This is a genomic window from Streptomyces malaysiensis subsp. samsunensis (genome assembly GCF_024519315.1).
Taxonomy (GTDB): domain Bacteria; phylum Actinomycetota; class Actinomycetes; order Streptomycetales; family Streptomycetaceae; genus Streptomyces; species Streptomyces malaysiensis.
Window position 1 is genome coordinate 36,506 of sequence record NZ_JANIIC010000008.1, and the last position, 16,395, is coordinate 52,900.

Sequence of the window (16,395 nt, forward strand, 5' to 3'; positions counted from 1 at the left end):
CATGAAGATCCATAAGTACGACACCGTCATCGTCGGCGCCGGCGGGGCCGGAATGCGCGCGGCCATCGAGTCCACCAAGCGCAGCCGCACCGCGGTGCTGACCAAGCTCTACCCGACCCGCTCCCACACCGGCGCCGCGCAGGGCGGTATGGCCGCCGCCCTCGCCAACGTCGAGGAGGACAACTGGGAGTGGCACACCTTCGACACGATCAAGGGCGGTGACTACCTGGTCGACCAGGACGCCGCCGAGATCCTGGCGAAGGAGGCCATCGACTCGGTCCTGGACCTGGAGAAGATGGGCCTGCCGTTCAACCGGACCCCGAACGGCACCATCGACCAGCGCCGCTTCGGCGGCCACAGCCGCAACCACGGCGAGGCCCCGGTCCGCCGGTCCTGCTACGCCTCGGACCGCACCGGCCACATGATCCTCCAGACGCTGTACCAGAACTGCGTCAAGGAGGGTGTGGAGTTCTTCAACGAGTTCTACGTCCTGGACCTGCTGCTCACCGAGGTCGACGGGGTCAAGCGCACCGCCGGTGTGGTGGCCTACGAACTGGCCACCGGTGAGCTGCACGTCTTCCAGGCGAAGGCCGTCGTCTTCGCCTCGGGCGGCTGCGGCAAGTTCTTCAAGGTGACCTCCAACGCCCACACCCTCACCGGTGACGGCCAGGCAGTCGCCTACCGGCGCGGGCTGCCGCTGGAGGACATGGAGTTCTTCCAGTTCCACCCGACCGGCATCTGGCGCATGGGCATCCTGCTCACGGAGGGCGCCCGCGGTGAGGGCGGCATCCTCCGCAACAAGGACGGCGAGCGCTTCATGGAGAAGTACGCGCCGGTCATGAAGGACCTCGCCTCGCGCGATGTGGTCTCGCGCTCCATCTACACGGAGATCCGCGAGGGCCGCGGCTGCGGTCCCGAGGGCGACCACGTCTATCTGGACCTCACCCACCTGCCGCCGGAGCAGCTGGACGCCAAGCTGCCCGACATCACCGAGTTCGCACGGACCTACCTGGGCATCGAGCCGTACACCGACCCGATCCCGATCCAGCCGACCGCGCACTACACGATGGGCGGCATCCCGACCAACGTCCAGGGCGAGGTGCTGGCGGACAACGACACCGTCATCCCGGGCCTGTACGCGGCCGGCGAGGTCGCCTGCGTCTCGGTGCACGGCGCCAACCGCCTGGGCACCAACTCGCTGCTCGACATCAACGTCTTCGGCCGCCGGGCGGGCATCGCCGCCGCGGAGTACGCCGCCACGGCCGACTTCGTCGAGCTTCCGGAGGACCCGGCCGCGTTCGTCGTCGGCCAGGTGGAGAACCTGCGGGACGCGACCGGCACCGAGCGGGTCACCGAGGTCCGCAAGGCGCTCCAGGAGACCATGGACAAGAACGTCATGGTCTTCCGCACCGAGCAGACGCTCAAGGAGGCCGTCGAGGAGATCGGCCATCTGAGGGAGCGCTACAAGAACGTCAGCGTCCAGGACAAGGGCAAGCGGTTCAACACCGATCTGCTGGAGGCCATCGAGCTGGGCAACCTGCTCGACCTGGCCGAGGTCATGGCCATCTCCGCACTGGCCCGCAAGGAGTCGCGCGGCGGCCACTACCGCGAGGACTATCCGAACCGCGACGACGTCAACTTCATGCGGCACACCATGGCGTACCGAGAGGTGGGCGCGGACGGCGCCGAGTCCATCCGCCTCGACTACAAGCCGGTCGTGCAGACCCGCTACCAGCCGATGGAGCGTAAGTACTGATGAGCACCCCCACGCTTGAGAAGCCCGACCAGGCCCCCGAGGCGGCCGACGCCACCGCCTCGCACCTGATCACCGTCACCTTCCGGATCCGGCGCTTCAACCCGGAGGTCTCGGACCAGGCGGTCTGGGAGGACTTCCAGATCGACATCGATCCGAAGGAGCGCGTCCTCGACGGTCTCCACAAGATCAAGTGGGACCTGGACGGCACCCTGACCTTCCGCCGCTCCTGCGCCCACGGCATCTGCGGATCCGACGCGATGCGGATCAACGGCCGCAACCGGCTGGCCTGCAAGACGCTGATCAAGGACATCAGCCCGGACAAGCCCATCACGGTCGAGCCGATCAAGGGGCTCACGGTCCTCAAGGACCTGATCGTGGACATGGAGCCGTTCTTCCAGGCGTACCGCGATGTGATGCCCTTCCTGATCACGACGGGCAACGAGCCGACGCGTGAGCGGCTCCAGTCCGCGGAGGACCGCGCGCGGTTCGACGACACCACCAAGTGCATCCTGTGCGCCGCGTGCACCTCGTCGTGCCCGGTGTTCTGGAACGACGGCCAGTACTTCGGCCCGGCGGCGATCGTCAACGCGCACCGCTTCATCTTCGACTCCCGTGACGAGGGCGGTGAGCAGCGGCTGGAGATCCTGAACGACAAGGACGGCGTCTGGCGCTGCCGTACCACCTTCAACTGCACCGAGGCGTGCCCGCGGGGCATCGAGGTCACGAAGGCCATTCAGGAGGTCAAGCGGGCGCTGATCACGCGGCGCTTCTGAGGCGCTGAGTTTGGCTCGGAGTTCGCGGCGCTGAGTTCGTGGGCGAAGGCCCCGCTTCCCGGACGACATCCGGGGGCGGGGCCTTCGTCATGGCGGGTCGCCTTGGGCGCGTAGGGCTATGGGGTGTCCGACGGATCTTGACGCTTGCCGCGGGCGACTCACCTCCCCGCCCCTGCCCCGCGGCGGAGCCGCATATCGATGCTTCGGGAAGGGGCGGGGAGGGGAAAGCCGCCGGGCACCGCGCAGACCAGGCTATACACACGAGGTATACACATCACGTATAGTCGTGCTCATGGCCACCGCCTACCTTCTGCCGATCAAGACCGCCGCCGCCCTCTTCCCGCTGCTGGCACTGGTGTTACTCCTGCCGACAGCCGTCCTCCTGTACCGCCGTCATGGCGTGATGTCCCGGGGGCGGACGCTGTCGGTGTACGGCTTCCTCTACTACTCGCTCACCGCCTTCTGTATGACGATCGTGCCGCTGCCGAAGCAGACCGCCGATATGTGTCAGCGGTTCGCGATGGTGGCCCATCCGCAGTGGATGCCCGGGAACACCTTCAGAGACATCTGGAAAGAGGCCGACCACAAGATCGGGCTGAACGCGCTGGTCCTCCAGAACCCCGCCGTCGCCGGAACCCTCTTCAATCTGCTACTGCTTCTGCCGCTCGGCATCTTCCTGCGCTATCACTTCGTGCGCTCGCTGCGCGCCACCGCCCTTATCGGATTCACGGTCTCGCTGTTCTTCGAGCTGACGCAGTGGACCGGGGTGTGGGGCCTCTACAACTGCCCGTACCGGCTCTTCGACGTGGACGACCTGATCGTCAACACGGCGGGGGCGATGGCCGGTTGGCTGCTGGCCGGACCGGTCGCGCGGATGCTGCCCACGCTGGAGACGCTGGACGGGCGGGCGCTCGCGACACGTCCGGCTCCGTTCGGGCGGCGGCTGACGGCGCTGGTCGTGGATGTGGCCGGATATGTCCTTGCATCGGTGTTCGCCATGGCCGTGATGACCTTTCAGAGCGGTACGGCCCCGACATGGACGCCGATCGCGATCTTCGTCGCCTGGTTCGTACTCCTGCCGCTGGCGACCGGCACGACACCCGGAAAGCTGCTGCTGCTGCTGAAGTTGGTGGCGGACGACGGCGGCCCGCTGCTGCCCTGGCGGCTCACTCTGCGGGCGCTGCTACTCGGGGCGCTGGCGATGCCGTTCCTGTCGGGGCTGTTCCTGGCCGTGGTGATCCTGCTGAACGAGCCGTACCCGTCCGTCCTGTTCACCACCGTCCGCGACTCGGGCGCCCAAGGCGCGGCGGCGGTGCTCACGGCGCTGAGCCCCGGTCAACTGCTGGCGGTGCTGGCCGGGTTCACGCTGACCGTGACCTGCGTACGGAAGACGCTGCGCCACCCGGACCGGCTCGCACCGCACGACCGTATCTCGGGCATCCGCAACGCCACGCTGCCGCACAGCCGAGCGATACGGGCCGCGCAGACCGCCGCGAAGGGCCGGGCCGCGGAAACCGCAGGGGATGCTGCGGGGGCCACGCGGGACGCCGCGAGGGGCGCGGGGGACGCCGCGAGGGCCGCACGAGACACCGCAGGGGCCGCACCAGACACCGCAGGGGCCGCACCAGACACCGCAGGGGCCGCACCAGACACCGCGGGGGCCGCGCGGGACGCCACGGGGGCCGCGGGAGCCGCACGAGACGCCGCGGGAGCCACCGGGGATGCTGCGGGGGCCACGCGCGGTACCGCAGGGGCCACGCGGGCCGCGCGGGACGCCACGGGAGCCGACACGCAGGCCGCCGCACGGCCCGGCGACCGGGCCGCTCCGGTCGCGGTCGCGACCGCGCAGGACGCCGACGACGGGCCCGCGGACGCTTCCTGCCGTCCGCTGGCCACCACGGCCACCATGGCCACCGCGGCAACCACCGGCTCGGCGGCGGAGGCTCAGCGGTCCGCCGCCGACTCCCGCTGATACGGGGCGGGCTGGCGGCGTTCGCTCAGGCGCGGGTCGAGGCGAGCTCCACCACGGTGACGTCCGGGGGCGCCCCGACCCGTACCGGCGGGCCCCAGGCTCCCGCGCCGCGGGTCACATAGAGCTGGGTGTCGCCGTACCGCTCGAGACCGGCGGCGGTGGGGTTGGCGAGCTCGGCCACGTAGGTGCCGGGCCACAGCTGACCACCGTGGGTGTGGCCGGACAGCTGGAGGTCGACGCCCGCCTTCACGGCGTCGTGGATCACCACGGGCTGATGGGCGAGCAGCACGGAGGCGCGCGAACGGTCGCGGTCGCCGAGCGCCTTGCCGAAGTCGGGGCCGTGGCCCTCGCTCTCGCCCGCGACGTCGTTCACCCCGGCGAGATCGAAGCCGGGCAGCTCGGTGCGTTCGTTCTCCAGAGGGCGCAGGCCCAGTTCGCGCACACGGTCCACCCACTCGTCGGCGCCCGAGTAGTACTCGTGGTTGCCGGTGACGAAGTAGCTGCCGTGGCGGGCGCTCAGCGCGCGCAGCGGCTCGGCGGCCGGACCGAGGTCCGCGACGCTGCCGTCCACGAGGTCGCCGACGACGGCGACGAGGTCGGGATTGGTGCGGTTGACCGTCTCGACGACCCGCCGGGTATGGGCGCGGCCGAGGATCGGCCCGAGGTGGATATCGCTGACGACGGCGATCCGGAAGCCGTGCGCCCCGCGCGGCAGCTTGGCGAGTGGCACGGTGATCCGCTTCACCCTCGGCCCGCGCAGCACGGTGTACGTCCCGTACCCGACCGTCCCGGCGGCGACGGCGGTGGCCCCGACGGCCACGGCCCGCGCGACAAAGAGCCGCCGAGAGGGCGCGGGGCCCGCACCCTCGGAACCCACGACCCCACCGACGCCCGCCTCACCCGTGGCGCCCTCCGCCGGACCTTCGACCCCCTTGACCGCACCGTTCGCGACGGCATTCGCCCCACCGTCCGCAACGGCCGCGCCCGTCCCGCCCGCGGTAGCTGTCACTACGCCGTCCGCGGCGGCCGTGACCGCCTCACCCGTGGCGTCTCCGGCCTTCACCGAGCCGCTGGCCACGGCCGTGCCCGCGCCGTTGGGCGTCGCCGCTGCGGCGGGCGCGCTGTTGTCGGCGAGCGCCGCCGGCAGCCCGCCCGCCGCCCCGGCGGGTGCCGTCGTCGCGCCATCGGCGTTGCGCGCGGCGGCGCCCACCGGGGCGCTCGCGGTCGCCGGGGCCCCGCTGGGCGCCGCCGCCGGTCCGGCGGCCGCCGCCGGGCCCCCGGTCGACCGCACATCAGCGGACTTTTCATGGCGGCCCAGCCACGCCCCCAGCAGAGGCCGTACCGCCTCACCGGCCAGCAGGGCGAGGGTCAGGTACAGAAGCAGGGCGAGCCAGAGGTAGCCCGGCCAGGCGAGCGCGCGCTGGAGCGGGAAGGGTGCGCCCGCGCGGCCCGCGACCAGCGCACCGACGCTGATCAGCGGCAGCGCGAAGGCCGCCGCCGTACCCGTACGGCGCGCCCATCCCCCGCGCGCCGTCGTATCGCGGACGAGCCGCCGCCACACGTACCAGTGGACGCCGGTCAGCAGACCGATGGCGGCCAGTGCGATCAGGACGAAGAGCACGACCATCCCCGGTCCCCTTCCCTAGCGAATAGCGACTGAGCAAACAGCGACTGAGCGAGCAGCGACTGAGCAGCTGACGACTGCCTGGAGCGGCTACTCGGAGGCGTCATTCCGACGCAGGGCGCGCACCCCGCGCAACCCGATCAGCCCGATCGCCGTCCCCAAGAGAAACGAGGTGATCGCGAGCAGCAGATGCACCCAAAAGTACGCGGTGGGATCGCCGGAGTCGTCGAAGGCGAGTCCGCTGGCGTCCTTCCACAAATTTTTGACAAAGGTGAACCAGATGACCCAGCTCCAGACCCCGAAGGCGAGCAGGAACCAGGACACGGGGCGGCTGAGCTTCATGGGTTCCAGTATGGGCGCGGCCCCCGATACCTCCACGCGGGGGTCTGTCGTCAATACGTCGGCGCTGCTGTCGCCCTCCTCAGCGACGCCAGGTACGTTCACCTCCGTGCCCACACCTTCCTTCACCAGCACTCACGTCCGAGACCGCACCCGTAAGGGCAACGCCGAAGGGAGTCGCCGCACCCCCGTCCGCCGCACCCCCTCCCGCCGCGCCGCCGCCCCGCTGGCCACGGCCGCCACCGCCGCCCTCCTGCTGTGCGGTCCGCTCGCCGCCGCCCCGGCGCACGCCGCCGACCAGCCGGGCGGCTCCACCGACGCGGTCAAGCCGCCCGCCCGTATGTCCACGGTGGGCGGGAAGCGACTCGGCCGCCCCGGCACCCAGGTGGACCCGAAGCCGGGCGCGCCCGCGCTGCCCAAGGAGCTCAGCGGTAAGTCCTGGGTGGTGGCGGACGCCGAGTCGGGCGATGTGCTCGCCGCGCACAACGCCCACTGGCAGCTGCCGCCCGCGTCCACCCTGAAGATGCTGTTCGCGGACACGCTGCTGCCGAAGATGCCAAAGACGAAGACCCACAAGGTGCAACTGTCCGACCTGGACGGGATGGGTGAGGGCAGCAGTCTGGTCGGGGTCAAGGAGAACTACACCTACTCGGTCCACGACCTGTGGCTCGGCGTCTTCCTGCGCTCGGGCAACGACGCGGTGCATGTGCTGGCGGCCATGAACGGCGGTGTCCCGGCGACCGTAAAGGAGATGCAGGCACACGCGGAGTACCTCAACGCCCGGGACACCCATGTGGTCACCCCGGACGGCTATGACGAGAAGGGCCAGGTCAGCAGCGCATACGATCTGACCCTCTTCGCCCGCTCGGGGTTGCAGAAGGCGGATTTCCGGGAGTACTGCTCGACGGCGACCGCGCAGTTCCCCGGGACGTTCGAGAAGGACAAGAAGGGCAAGAAGACCCGCTCCAGCTTCGGCATCCAGAACACCAACCGGCTGCTGACCGGCCTCGGTGTCGAGCCCTACAAGGGCATCGCCGGGGTCAAGAACGGCAACACCACGAACGCGGGCGCCACCTTCACCGGGGTCGCCCAGCGCGGCAACCGGGTGCTGCTGGTCACCGTGATGAATCCGCAGGAGAAAGAGGTGAACGAGGTCTACAAGGAGACCGCGAGGCTCTTCGACTGGGGGTTCAAGGCGGCGGACTCGGTGAACCCGATCGGCACCCTCGTCCGGCCGGGCGCGGCGGGCGCGAACCACCCCTCGGCCGGTGGCAAGGAGGACCACGAGCACGCCCAGGCGTCCGTCTCCACGGACAGCGGGGGCTCCGGCGGGATCTGGACCGCGGTGGGCATTACGGGCGGCTCCCTGGTGCTGCTGGGCGCGCTGGCCTTCGGAGTGCACCGCCGCTGGCCGCTGCCGGAGCTGGTACGGCGCCGCTCGCACGACTGAGCGGCCCTCCACCGGGCCGCCGACCGCCTTACGGTCGCCATGGCCGCCTTACAGCCACCATGGCCGCCTTACGGCCGCCGCCATCCGTTCGTCACGCCGCCGCCTGCGGGCCTTCCGGCCCGCTGGCACGGGTCTCCTCGGCCTCCGGCCCGGACGGCTGGGCCTTGTCCGCCTCGGCCGCCCATTCGGCCTCCCGTTCGGCCTGGGCGGCGGGCGGGGTGGCGGTCCAGGCGGCGCAGTACAGCGTGAGTTTCGCGGTGAAGTTGATCCACAGCAGCAGGGCGATGGGCACTCCGAACGCCCCGTACATGCTCTTGGCCGCCACATCCTTCAGATAGCTGCTGAGCAGCAGCTTGAGCAGTTCGAAGCCGATCGCGCCGATGAGCGCGGCGACGGCGACCGCTCGGCGGGGCGGCTCCACGCCGGGGAGCCAGGTCAGGACGTAGCACAGCAGCACGAAGTCGGCGCCGACGGCGATGAGGAACGCGGCGATCCGCAGCAGCCAGCCGCCGACCCCGTTCTCGGGGATGCCGATGAGCTGGGCGATCCGGCCCACGGCGGTGGCGGCCAGGGCGGACACGGCGAACGAGACCAGCGCCACACCGCCCAGCCCGATCAGCACGAAGGCGTCCTTGACCTTCCGCACCAGCGGGTTGCCGGGGCCCTCCTCCAGCTCCCATACAGCGCGCAGGCACTCGCGCAGCGAGCCCACCCAGCTGATGCCGGTGAACAGCAACAGGGCGCCCGCGACGACTCCGATCGTGCCGGCGTTCTGGACGAGTGCGCCCAGGTCGAGCTGGCCGGAGATACCGGGGATCTGCTGGGCGAGCTTCCTTTGGAGCTGCGCCATCTGCGCCTGGGTGAGCGTGGCCGCGCCGATCGCCGCCCCGACGGCGATGAGCGGGAAGAACGCGATGAAGCTGGTGAACGTGATCGCGGCGGCGAGCCGGGTCCAGTGGACGCGGTCCAGCCGCTCGTACGTACGCCAGGCGTGGGTCTGCATCAACCAAGCCAGCGCGGGGCCGACGACAGGCAGCCGGGTCAACGATTCCATGATCAGCAACTACCCTTCTGCGCGGTGTCACTCCTCGGCGCGCCGACGCGCGGTACGGATATCCGGGTTCCCCGTACCGACACTCCGCTCATCACTCTTTTCGGTGAGGGCGTGAATACGAGCGCACGATCACTTCATATGCCCCGGATCGAGGAGGACACGTTCACCCGGCGAAGGACGTCGTCGGTCCGGTCGTCGGTCTATCGGGGCTGCTCATGTCCGGTGAACATGTCGATCAGGTTGTGGGGCGCGTTGTCGTCGAACAAGCGCTCCTGGAGGAGGTTGCCTTCGGCGACGACCTCGGCGCTGCGCGGGAAGAGGGCCTTCTCGTACTCGGCGAAGCCGGTCTCGATGTCGTCAGGGTGCGCGGCGATCGCCTTGCCGAGTTCCGCGCCGTCGAGCATGGCCAGATTGGCGCCTTCGCCGTTGGGGATCGCGAGGTGGGCGGCGTCGCCGAGCAGGGTCACCCCCGGCACCCGCTCCCACCGGTGCTCGACGGGCAGTGCGTTGTAGGGGCGCGGGACCGGCGCGGTCTCACCGTCGGTGATCAGCGCGGTGAGCTCCGGCGCCCAGCCGTCGAACTCCCGCGCGATCCGGGCGGTGGCCGCGGCGGAATCGGTGAAGTCGATGGCGGCGAACCAGTCCTGCGGCCTGGACAGCGCCACGTAGGTGTGGAGGGTCCCGCCGCTCTCCCGGTGAGCCAGGATCCCCTTCCCCGGCGCGAGCGCGAACAGCGACCCGCCGCCGACCGCTTTCGCGCTCGCGGGGTGCCGGGTGTCGGCGTCGAACAGGTAGCTCTCCACGGAGGACGTGCCCGCGTACTCGGGTGTGGCGTCGGAGAGCAGCGGCCGGACCCGTGACCACGCGCCGTCCGCGCCGACCAGCAGGCCCGTGACGACCGTGCCGCCATCGGCGAACGTCACCTCATGGCGACCCCCGCCGAACGAACGGACGCCGCTGACCTTGTGCCCCCACCGGACGGTGCCGGCCGGGAGCGACTCGAGCAGGATCCGCCGCAGTTCGCCGCGCTGCACCTCGGGGCGCCCACCCGTGCCGTCGTCGGGTTGGTCGAACAGAACGGCCCCGTCCCGGCCGAGGATCCGTATCGCCTGGCGGCCCTCCAGGATGAGGCCGCGGAACTCGTCCATCAGGCCCGCCGCGTCGAGGGCGAGCTGCCCGTTGTAGTCGTGGATGTCGAGCATCCCGCCCTGTGCGCGAGCCATCGGCGAGGAGTCCGCCTCGTAAACGGTGGCCGGGATTCCGTGGACGTGCAGGACGCGGGCGAGCGTGAGGCCGCCGAGTCCGGCGCCGATGATCGTGACATGAGTGCGCATCGTGGCTCCTTCGGGGTCGAGGCCGCCGGGTGAGGCCCGGCCGACCTCTCTGGTATGTCGTTCCAGTACTGGAATGGCGCTCCATGCTGGAATGGCGTTCCAGTCATGTCAAGATGGCGACATGGCAACGCGGACGCGCCGGTCACAGCGGCGCACAGAGGCGCTCTCCCGTGAGCGCATCGTCGAGGCCGCCGTCGAGCTGCTCGACGCGACAGGCGAGGGCGGGCTGACGTTCCGGGCGCTGACCGAGCGCCTCGCCACCGGGCCCGGGGCGATCTATTGGCATGTGGAGAACAAGGACGAGCTGCTCGGCGCCGCCACCGAAACCGTCGTCGCCGCCGCTCTGGCCGTCGAGCCCACGGGGGCCCCGGACTCGCCCGCGGGGGCCCCTGACTCGCCGCGGGACGAGATCCGCGCTGTCGCCCTCGGCCTGTTCGAGGCGATCGACGAGCACCCGTGGCTCGCCACACAGCTCGCGACCCACCTCTCCCGCAGCCCCTGGGGGTCGGTGGCGCCGCGGATCTTCGAGAGCCTCGGCCGGCGGGTCCGCGCACTGGGCGTACCCGAGGGCAGCTGGTTCGTGGTGACCTCGGCGTTGATGCACTACATCCTGGGCGCCGCCGGCCAGAACGCCGCGAACGCCCGCGCCGGCGGAGGCGGATTGGACCGCGACGAGTTCCTCGACGCCACGGCGGCGGCCTGGGAAGAGCTCGATCCCGACGACTACGTGTTCACCCGGGCCGTCGCGTACCAGATGCGCGGCCACGACGACCGCGAGCAGTTCCTCGCCGGGATCGATCTCGTCCTTACCGGCATCGCCGCGACCCACCCGCCCGATGCATAGACCCGCCGAACAGAACGGCTGAAACAGGCCAGCCGAACGATCCCGCCGAACAGGCCCGCGATCCGGCCATGAGGCGGGAGGGCGACGCCGGGCCGAGCGGATGGCGGAAGCCGACCGCGACCCGAAAGGCGCTCCGAAGGGGCGCGGGGCCATGTCGATGCGCGGCTCCGCCGCGTGGGCGCGACCGGCCACGACGCCGCCGCGGACGAGCGACGGCAGGTCGGCGCACGTCCGGCGGAGCGCTCAGCGGTGCGCCACGCCGTCGATCATCAGGCCGAGGGTGAAGTCGAACCGGTCGTGGCCCTCGCCGGCGGTGAGCTCGGCGGCGTGGCGGGTGGTGTGGGGGAACGTCGCGGCAGGCAGGGCGGTGAACCGGCGCAGCAGTTCATCGCGGTCGAGGACCCAGGTGGCGTCGTCGTGCGCCGATCGCCGGCGCGCGATCGACACCTCGAGGCAGTAGGCGGCCACGTACAGCAGGAGGGCGTCGATGGCCCAGGCGGCGGCCTGCGGGGCGACGCCACCGGCGAGCAGGATCGCCAGCATTCCTTCGGTGACGCGCACGGTCTCGAGGTCGGTGGGGGCCATGGCGAGCGCGGCGCGGGAGATTCCGGGGTATTTCAGGTACTGGTCGCGGATCTGCGTACACACGCCGCGGATCTGCTCCCGCCAGGCCGCGGGGTCGGGCTCGGGCAGTACGAGCTCGGCACACAGCCGCCCGATGAGCAGTTCGTCGAGGTCGGCCTTGTTGACCACATGGGCGTAGAGCGAGGCGGGTCCGGTATCGAGCGCACCGGCCAGCCGGCGCATGGTCAGCGCCTCGTAGCCCTCCGTGGCGATGACGCCAAGGGCCGTGTCGACAACCTGCTCCACGGTGATCGGGGTCTTGCGGCGCCGCGGCCTGGGGGCCGCTTCGGCCTCGGGGTCCGGCGGCTGGTGGCGCACCGCGCGTCGCTCTCTCGGGTTCACCCGGCCATCATAGCTTGACACGAACAGCGTTCGCTTATAGAACGCTGTTCGTGTCAAGGAATGTGAACCAGGATGTGGACGTGACCGTGGTCGGAGCCGGGCCGGTGGGCCTCGTGCTCGCCGCGGAGCTGGCGCTCTCCGGGGCGACGGTGCAGATACTCGAGCGACGAGCCGAGCCGGATGAGGCGATGAAGGCCGGGGCGATCAATGTGCCGACGGCCGAGGCGCTCGACCGCCGCGGTCTGCTGCCCGCCGCCGAACAGGTGCAGCGAGAGACGCTCGCCCGGGTCGGGTCGTTCTCCCGCATGGCCGACGATCGGCCGCCCGGTGGTGGCGGGCGGCCGCGCGAGCCGCGATTCACCGGGCATTTCGCCGGAATGGTCCTCGACGCCGACCTCGTGGACGAATCCGATCCCGACCTCGCGGCGCATGCCGCGGTCGCCGGGGCGAGGATGGTGCCGCAGCCCGAGCTGGAGAAGCTGCTGGCCGACCATGTCGCGCGGCTCGGCGTACCGGTGCGTCGCGGGGTGGAGGTCACCGCGCTCGAAGACACCGGCGACGGCGTGCTCGTGGGCACCACCGCCGGCCCGGTGCGGACCGGGTGGCTGGTCGGATGCGACGGCGGGCACAGCGCGGTGCGCCGCCTCGCGGGCATCGACTTCCCCGGCACCGACCTCGAACTCACCGGACATCTGGCGGTCGCCGACATCGCCGACCCTTCGATGCTCGCCAACGGCTGGGCGTGGTCGGCCCGGGGGGCGTACCGCTATGGGCCGCAGCCCGGACGGGTGGTGACCGTGGAGTTCGACGGCGGTCCCGCCGACCGCTCGGCGCCGGTCACCCTGGAGGACGTGCAGACCAGTCTGCGCCGGGTCTCGGGCACCGACGTCACGCTGACCGCGCTGCGCGGCGCCGCGACCCGCTGGACCGACAACGCCCGCCAGGCCGCGGCCTACTGGTCGGGGCGGGGGCTGCTGGCCGGCGACGCCGCGCACGTCCACCCGCCGTTCGGCGGTCAGGGGCTCAATCTCGGGGTCGGCGACGCGATGAACCTCGGCTGGAAGCTGGGTGCCGTGGTCGCCGGGTGGGCGCCCGAAGGGCTGCTCGACACCTACGACGCCGAGCGCCGTCCCCTCGGCGCCTGGGTGCTGGACTGGACGCGGGCCCAGATCGGGGTGATGCGCGGGGATGCCAAGTCGGCCGCGCTCCGGGAGGTCGTCGCCGATCTGCTGAGCACCCGGGCGGGCACGACCTACGCGGTCAAGAAGATCTCCGGTGTCACGCAGCGCGTCGATCTGCCCGGCGGCCATCCGCTGATCGGGCGGTACGTCCCCGACCTGTGGCTGAGGGACGGCTCCCGTCTGGTCGACCATGGCCACGGCGGCGGGTTCCTGCTGCTGGACCGCACTCCGGACGGCGCGTTCGCCCGCCTCGCGGCGGCCTGGACCGGAAGGGTGAGCGGGGTGACCGACGGCCACGGGACGCCGACCGGGGTGACCGACGACCACCGGACGCCGACCGGGGTGACCGGGGTGACCGGGGTGCTGGTACGCCCGGACGGGGTGGTCGCCTGGGCCTCCTCCGACACGGCGGACACCACCGACCCCGCCGCCGTCACCGGCCTCGAAGCCGCCCTGCGCCGATGGGCCGGCGCGCCGTCGCCCTCACCCGAGCACGAGCCGGTGGGCTGAATCCCTGTTAGGGGGCGCGGGGCTGTGTCGATGTGCGGCTCCGCCGCGTGGGCGCGCCCAGCCAGGACGGGCCCGCGTACGGCGCCATGGAATCCCGGCGCGAGGCTCAGTGGGAGGGCGCTGCCGGGCGGGAGAGAGCGGCCTGACGGGGCACCACGGGCGAGGCACCGTCGGGCTGTTCGTCCGCCCCGAAGGGGTATTCGCGGTCCAGCCGCCAGACCCCGTCCGCCCCCTGCTCGTACAGCGCGAAGCCGGTGATCGTCCAGACGGCCTCGTACTCCTTGAGCTCCACGAACGCCCGGTCCATCGCCTCCTCGTCGATGCCGTGGGCGATCGTGACATGCGGGTGGTACGGGAACTGGAGCTCACGCGCGCACGGCCCGGACTCCATCCGGATCCGCTCCTGGAGCACCGCGCACTCCTCGGCGCCCTCGACGATCCTTACGAAGACCACCGGCGAGAGCGGCCGGAAGGTGCCGGTGCCCTCCAGCCGCATCGGGAACGGCCGCCCCTCGGCCGCGACCCGCGCCAGATGGTCCTCCACGGCGGGCAGCACCGAGGCGTCGACCTCGGTCGGCGGCAGCAGGGTGACATGCGTGGGGATGCCATGGGCGGCCGGGTCACCGAAGCCCGCGCGCCGCTCCTGGAGGAAGCTGCCGTACGGCTCCGGGACCGCGATCGAAACGCCGAGCGTTACGGTCCCCACTGCGTTCTCCCTCCTGGCCCTCCCGGGCTGCTGAGTTCTGGCCGTTGCACCCGTGTCAGTGTGGCGGCTGCGCCGCCCTCGCGGCTAGATTCCTCGGTCCTTCGGCGCACCGGCCCAAAAGCCCCCTGGTCAGGAGGCCGGACCGGTGTGTTCCGCGATCCGCGCGGGCCCGTGTCCCATCGTGCGCGGGGTGCGCCGCGCTCACCGGGTGGTGCGCACGGCGCCTGGCGTGCCGCTCAGCGCGCCGCGGGCAGGAAGCCCACCTTGTCGTAGGCGGCGGCCAGCGTCTCGGCGGCGACGGCTCGGGCCTTCTCGGCGCCCTTGGCCAGGATTCCGTCCAACGTCGCGGGGTCGGCGAGGTATTCCTGGGTCCGCTCGCGGAACGGCGTGACCCACTCGACCAGCACTTCGGAGAGGTCGGTCTTGAGCGCGCCGTAGCCCTTGCCCTCGTAACGGCGCTCCAACTCCGGGATTTCGGTGCCGGTCAGGGTGGAGTAGATGGTCAGCAGATTGCTGACGCCCGGCTTCTTCTCCTCGTCGTAGCGGATCTCCGTCTCGAGGTCGGTGACCGCGCTCTTGATCTTCTTCGCCGAGACCTTCGGCTCGTCGAGGAGGCTCACGATGCCCTTCGGCGTGGACGCCGACTTGCTCATCTTGATCGCCGGGTCCTGGAGATCGTAGATCTTGCCCGTCTCCTTGACGATGTACGGCTCGGGGACGGTGAAGACCTCGCCGAAGCGGCCGTTGAAGCGGTCGGCCAGATCCCGGGTGAGCTCGATGTGCTGGCGCTGGTCCTCGCCGACCGGGACGTGGTTGGCCTGGTACAGCAGGATGTCCGCGACCTGGAGGATCGGGTAGGTGAAGAGCCCCACCGTGGCCCGGTCGGCGCCGTGCCTGGCCGACTTGTCCTTGAACTGTGTCATCCGGGACGCCTCGCCGAAGCCGGTGAGACAGTTCATCACCCACCCGAGCTGGGCGTGCTCGGGCACATGGCTCTGGATGAAGAGCGTGCAGCGGTCCGGGTCCAGACCGGCGGCGAGCAGCTGGGCGGCGGCGAGCCGGCTGTTGGCACGCAGCTCCGCCGGATCCTGCGGCACGGTGATCGCATGCAGGTCGACCACGGTGTAGAACGCGTCGTGGGTCTCCTGCAACGCGACGTACTGCCGGATCGCGCCGAGGTAGTTGCCGAGGTGGAAGGAACCTGCGGTGGGCTGGATACCGGAGAGCGCACGGGGACGATCGAGGGCCATGGCATCCATTCTCTCAGGTGTGGAACCAGACTCCGTCCGCCGGTGTATGAGAGATGTGAGGACTGAAGCACAGATCATCGCGAGGGTGCGGACCGGCGACGCGGAGGCGTACGCCGAGCTGGTGCGGGCCCATGCGCCGATCGCGCACCGCACCGCCCGGCTGCTCGGGGCGGGCGCGGATGCCGAGGATGTGGTGCAGGACGCCTTTGTGAAGGCGTATCTCGCGCTGGGGCGGTTCCAGAGCGAGGCGTCGTTCCGGCCCTGGCTGCTGCGCATCGTCGCCCATGAGACGAGTAATGCGGTGCGCTCGGCGCGCCGGAGACGAACGGCGGTGGACCGGGAGGGGGCGCTGCTGGCCGGAGCCGAGCCGGTGATACCGGAGTCCGCCGATCCGGCGGCCGTGGCGCTGGCGGGCGAGCGGCGGGCTCGGCTGCTGGCCGCGCTGGAGCGGCTGAGCGAGCCGCAGCGGCGGGTGGTGATCTACCGCTATCTGCTGGACCTGGACGAGGCGGAGACCGCGGAGGCGCTGGGCTGGCCGCGCGGCACGGTGAAATCGCGGCTGAGTCGCGCCCTGAGACGGCTGGAGCAGCTGCTGGGGCCGTCGGAGAGGGCCGATGAGACGGCCGATGAGGCGGG

The 16,395-nt window shown here is 71.2% G+C and carries 13 protein-coding genes and 1 pseudogene; 7 read left to right on the forward strand and 7 right to left on the reverse strand.

Annotated elements, in window-relative coordinates:
* The first annotated feature begins 1 nt into the window (after position 1).
* The 3 genes from sdhA to NQU54_RS09450 all read left to right on the forward strand — a co-directional run bounded on the left by sdhA (position 2) and on the right by NQU54_RS09450 (position 4,501).
* Positions 2-1,756 carry a succinate dehydrogenase flavoprotein subunit gene (sdhA, locus tag NQU54_RS09440; RefSeq protein ID WP_257630663.1) on the forward strand — a complete coding sequence of 585 codons (1,755 nt, stop codon included), beginning with the start codon at positions 2-4 and terminating at the stop codon, positions 1,754-1,756.
* Positions 1,756-2,529 (forward strand): succinate dehydrogenase iron-sulfur subunit, encoded by a 774-nt coding sequence (locus NQU54_RS09445; protein ID WP_069870388.1) that lies wholly within the window; start codon positions 1,756-1,758, stop codon positions 2,527-2,529. The genes sdhA and NQU54_RS09445 overlap by 1 nt, the downstream gene beginning before the upstream one ends.
* 292 nt (positions 2,530-2,821) lie before the next feature.
* Positions 2,822-4,501: a VanZ family protein gene (locus tag NQU54_RS09450; protein WP_257630664.1), complete on the forward strand. Its 1,680-nt coding sequence runs from the start codon at positions 2,822-2,824 to the stop codon at positions 4,499-4,501.
* A 25-nt stretch (positions 4,502-4,526) separates the two neighbouring features.
* Here the strand turns inward: NQU54_RS09450 and NQU54_RS09455 are convergent, their stop codons facing one another.
* Both NQU54_RS09455 and NQU54_RS09460 read right to left on the reverse strand, forming a co-directional pair.
* Positions 4,527-6,128 carry a metallophosphoesterase gene (locus NQU54_RS09455; RefSeq protein WP_257630665.1) on the reverse strand — a complete coding sequence of 534 codons (1,602 nt, stop codon included), beginning with the start codon at positions 6,126-6,128 and terminating at the stop codon, positions 4,527-4,529.
* Positions 6,129-6,215: 87 nt separating this feature from the next.
* Positions 6,216-6,467, reverse strand: coding sequence for an SCO4848 family membrane protein (locus tag NQU54_RS09460; protein ID WP_069870392.1), 252 nt, complete (start codon positions 6,465-6,467; stop codon positions 6,216-6,218).
* A 10-nt stretch (positions 6,468-6,477) separates the two neighbouring features.
* On the opposite strand from NQU54_RS09460, the gene NQU54_RS09465 reads away from it, so the two are divergent.
* Positions 6,478-7,914, forward strand: coding sequence for a D-alanyl-D-alanine carboxypeptidase family protein (locus tag NQU54_RS09465; RefSeq protein ID WP_502362197.1), 1,437 nt, complete (start codon positions 6,478-6,480; stop codon positions 7,912-7,914).
* A 91-nt stretch (positions 7,915-8,005) separates the two neighbouring features.
* Here the strand turns inward: NQU54_RS09465 and NQU54_RS09470 are convergent, their stop codons facing one another.
* Together NQU54_RS09470 and NQU54_RS09475 are read right to left on the reverse strand one after the other, a co-directional pair.
* A complete protein-coding gene (locus NQU54_RS09470; RefSeq protein ID WP_257630667.1) occupies positions 8,006-8,968 on the reverse strand; it encodes a YihY/virulence factor BrkB family protein in 963 nt (320 codons plus the stop codon).
* A 200-nt stretch (positions 8,969-9,168) separates the two neighbouring features.
* Positions 9,169-10,302, reverse strand: a complete 1,134-nt coding sequence (locus NQU54_RS09475; RefSeq protein ID WP_257630668.1) for an FAD-dependent oxidoreductase — start codon at positions 10,300-10,302, stop codon at positions 9,169-9,171.
* Positions 10,303-10,423: 121 nt separating this feature from the next.
* Between NQU54_RS09475 and NQU54_RS09480 the strand changes: the two genes are divergently transcribed.
* Entirely contained in the window at positions 10,424-11,146 is a 723-nt protein-coding gene (locus NQU54_RS09480) for a TetR/AcrR family transcriptional regulator (RefSeq protein WP_257630669.1), read from the forward strand.
* Positions 11,147-11,389: 243 nt separating this feature from the next.
* On the opposite strand, the gene NQU54_RS09485 is transcribed toward NQU54_RS09480, so the two are convergent.
* Positions 11,390-12,112 carry a TetR/AcrR family transcriptional regulator gene (locus NQU54_RS09485; RefSeq protein ID WP_257630670.1) on the reverse strand — a complete coding sequence of 241 codons (723 nt, stop codon included), beginning with the start codon at positions 12,110-12,112 and terminating at the stop codon, positions 11,390-11,392.
* A gap of 74 nt (positions 12,113-12,186) precedes the next feature.
* Between NQU54_RS09485 and NQU54_RS09490 the strand changes: the two genes are divergently transcribed.
* Positions 12,187-13,803, forward strand: coding sequence for an FAD-dependent monooxygenase (locus NQU54_RS09490; RefSeq protein WP_257630758.1), 1,617 nt, complete (start codon positions 12,187-12,189; stop codon positions 13,801-13,803).
* A gap of 106 nt (positions 13,804-13,909) precedes the next feature.
* On the opposite strand, the gene NQU54_RS09495 is transcribed toward NQU54_RS09490, so the two are convergent.
* Together NQU54_RS09495 and trpS are read right to left on the reverse strand one after the other, a co-directional pair.
* Positions 13,910-14,509 (reverse strand): 2'-5' RNA ligase family protein, encoded by a 600-nt coding sequence (locus NQU54_RS09495; protein ID WP_257630671.1) that lies wholly within the window; start codon positions 14,507-14,509, stop codon positions 13,910-13,912.
* A gap of 236 nt (positions 14,510-14,745) precedes the next feature.
* Positions 14,746-15,759, reverse strand: coding sequence for a tryptophan--tRNA ligase (gene trpS / locus NQU54_RS09500; RefSeq protein WP_069870693.1), 1,014 nt, complete (start codon positions 15,757-15,759; stop codon positions 14,746-14,748).
* A gap of 73 nt (positions 15,760-15,832) precedes the next feature.
* On the opposite strand from trpS, the pseudogene NQU54_RS09505 reads away from it, so the two are divergent.
* Positions 15,833-16,378 (forward strand): annotated as a pseudogene (locus tag NQU54_RS09505) (RNA polymerase sigma factor); the annotation flags it as partial.
* Between the last annotated feature and the right edge of the window lie 17 nt (positions 16,379-16,395).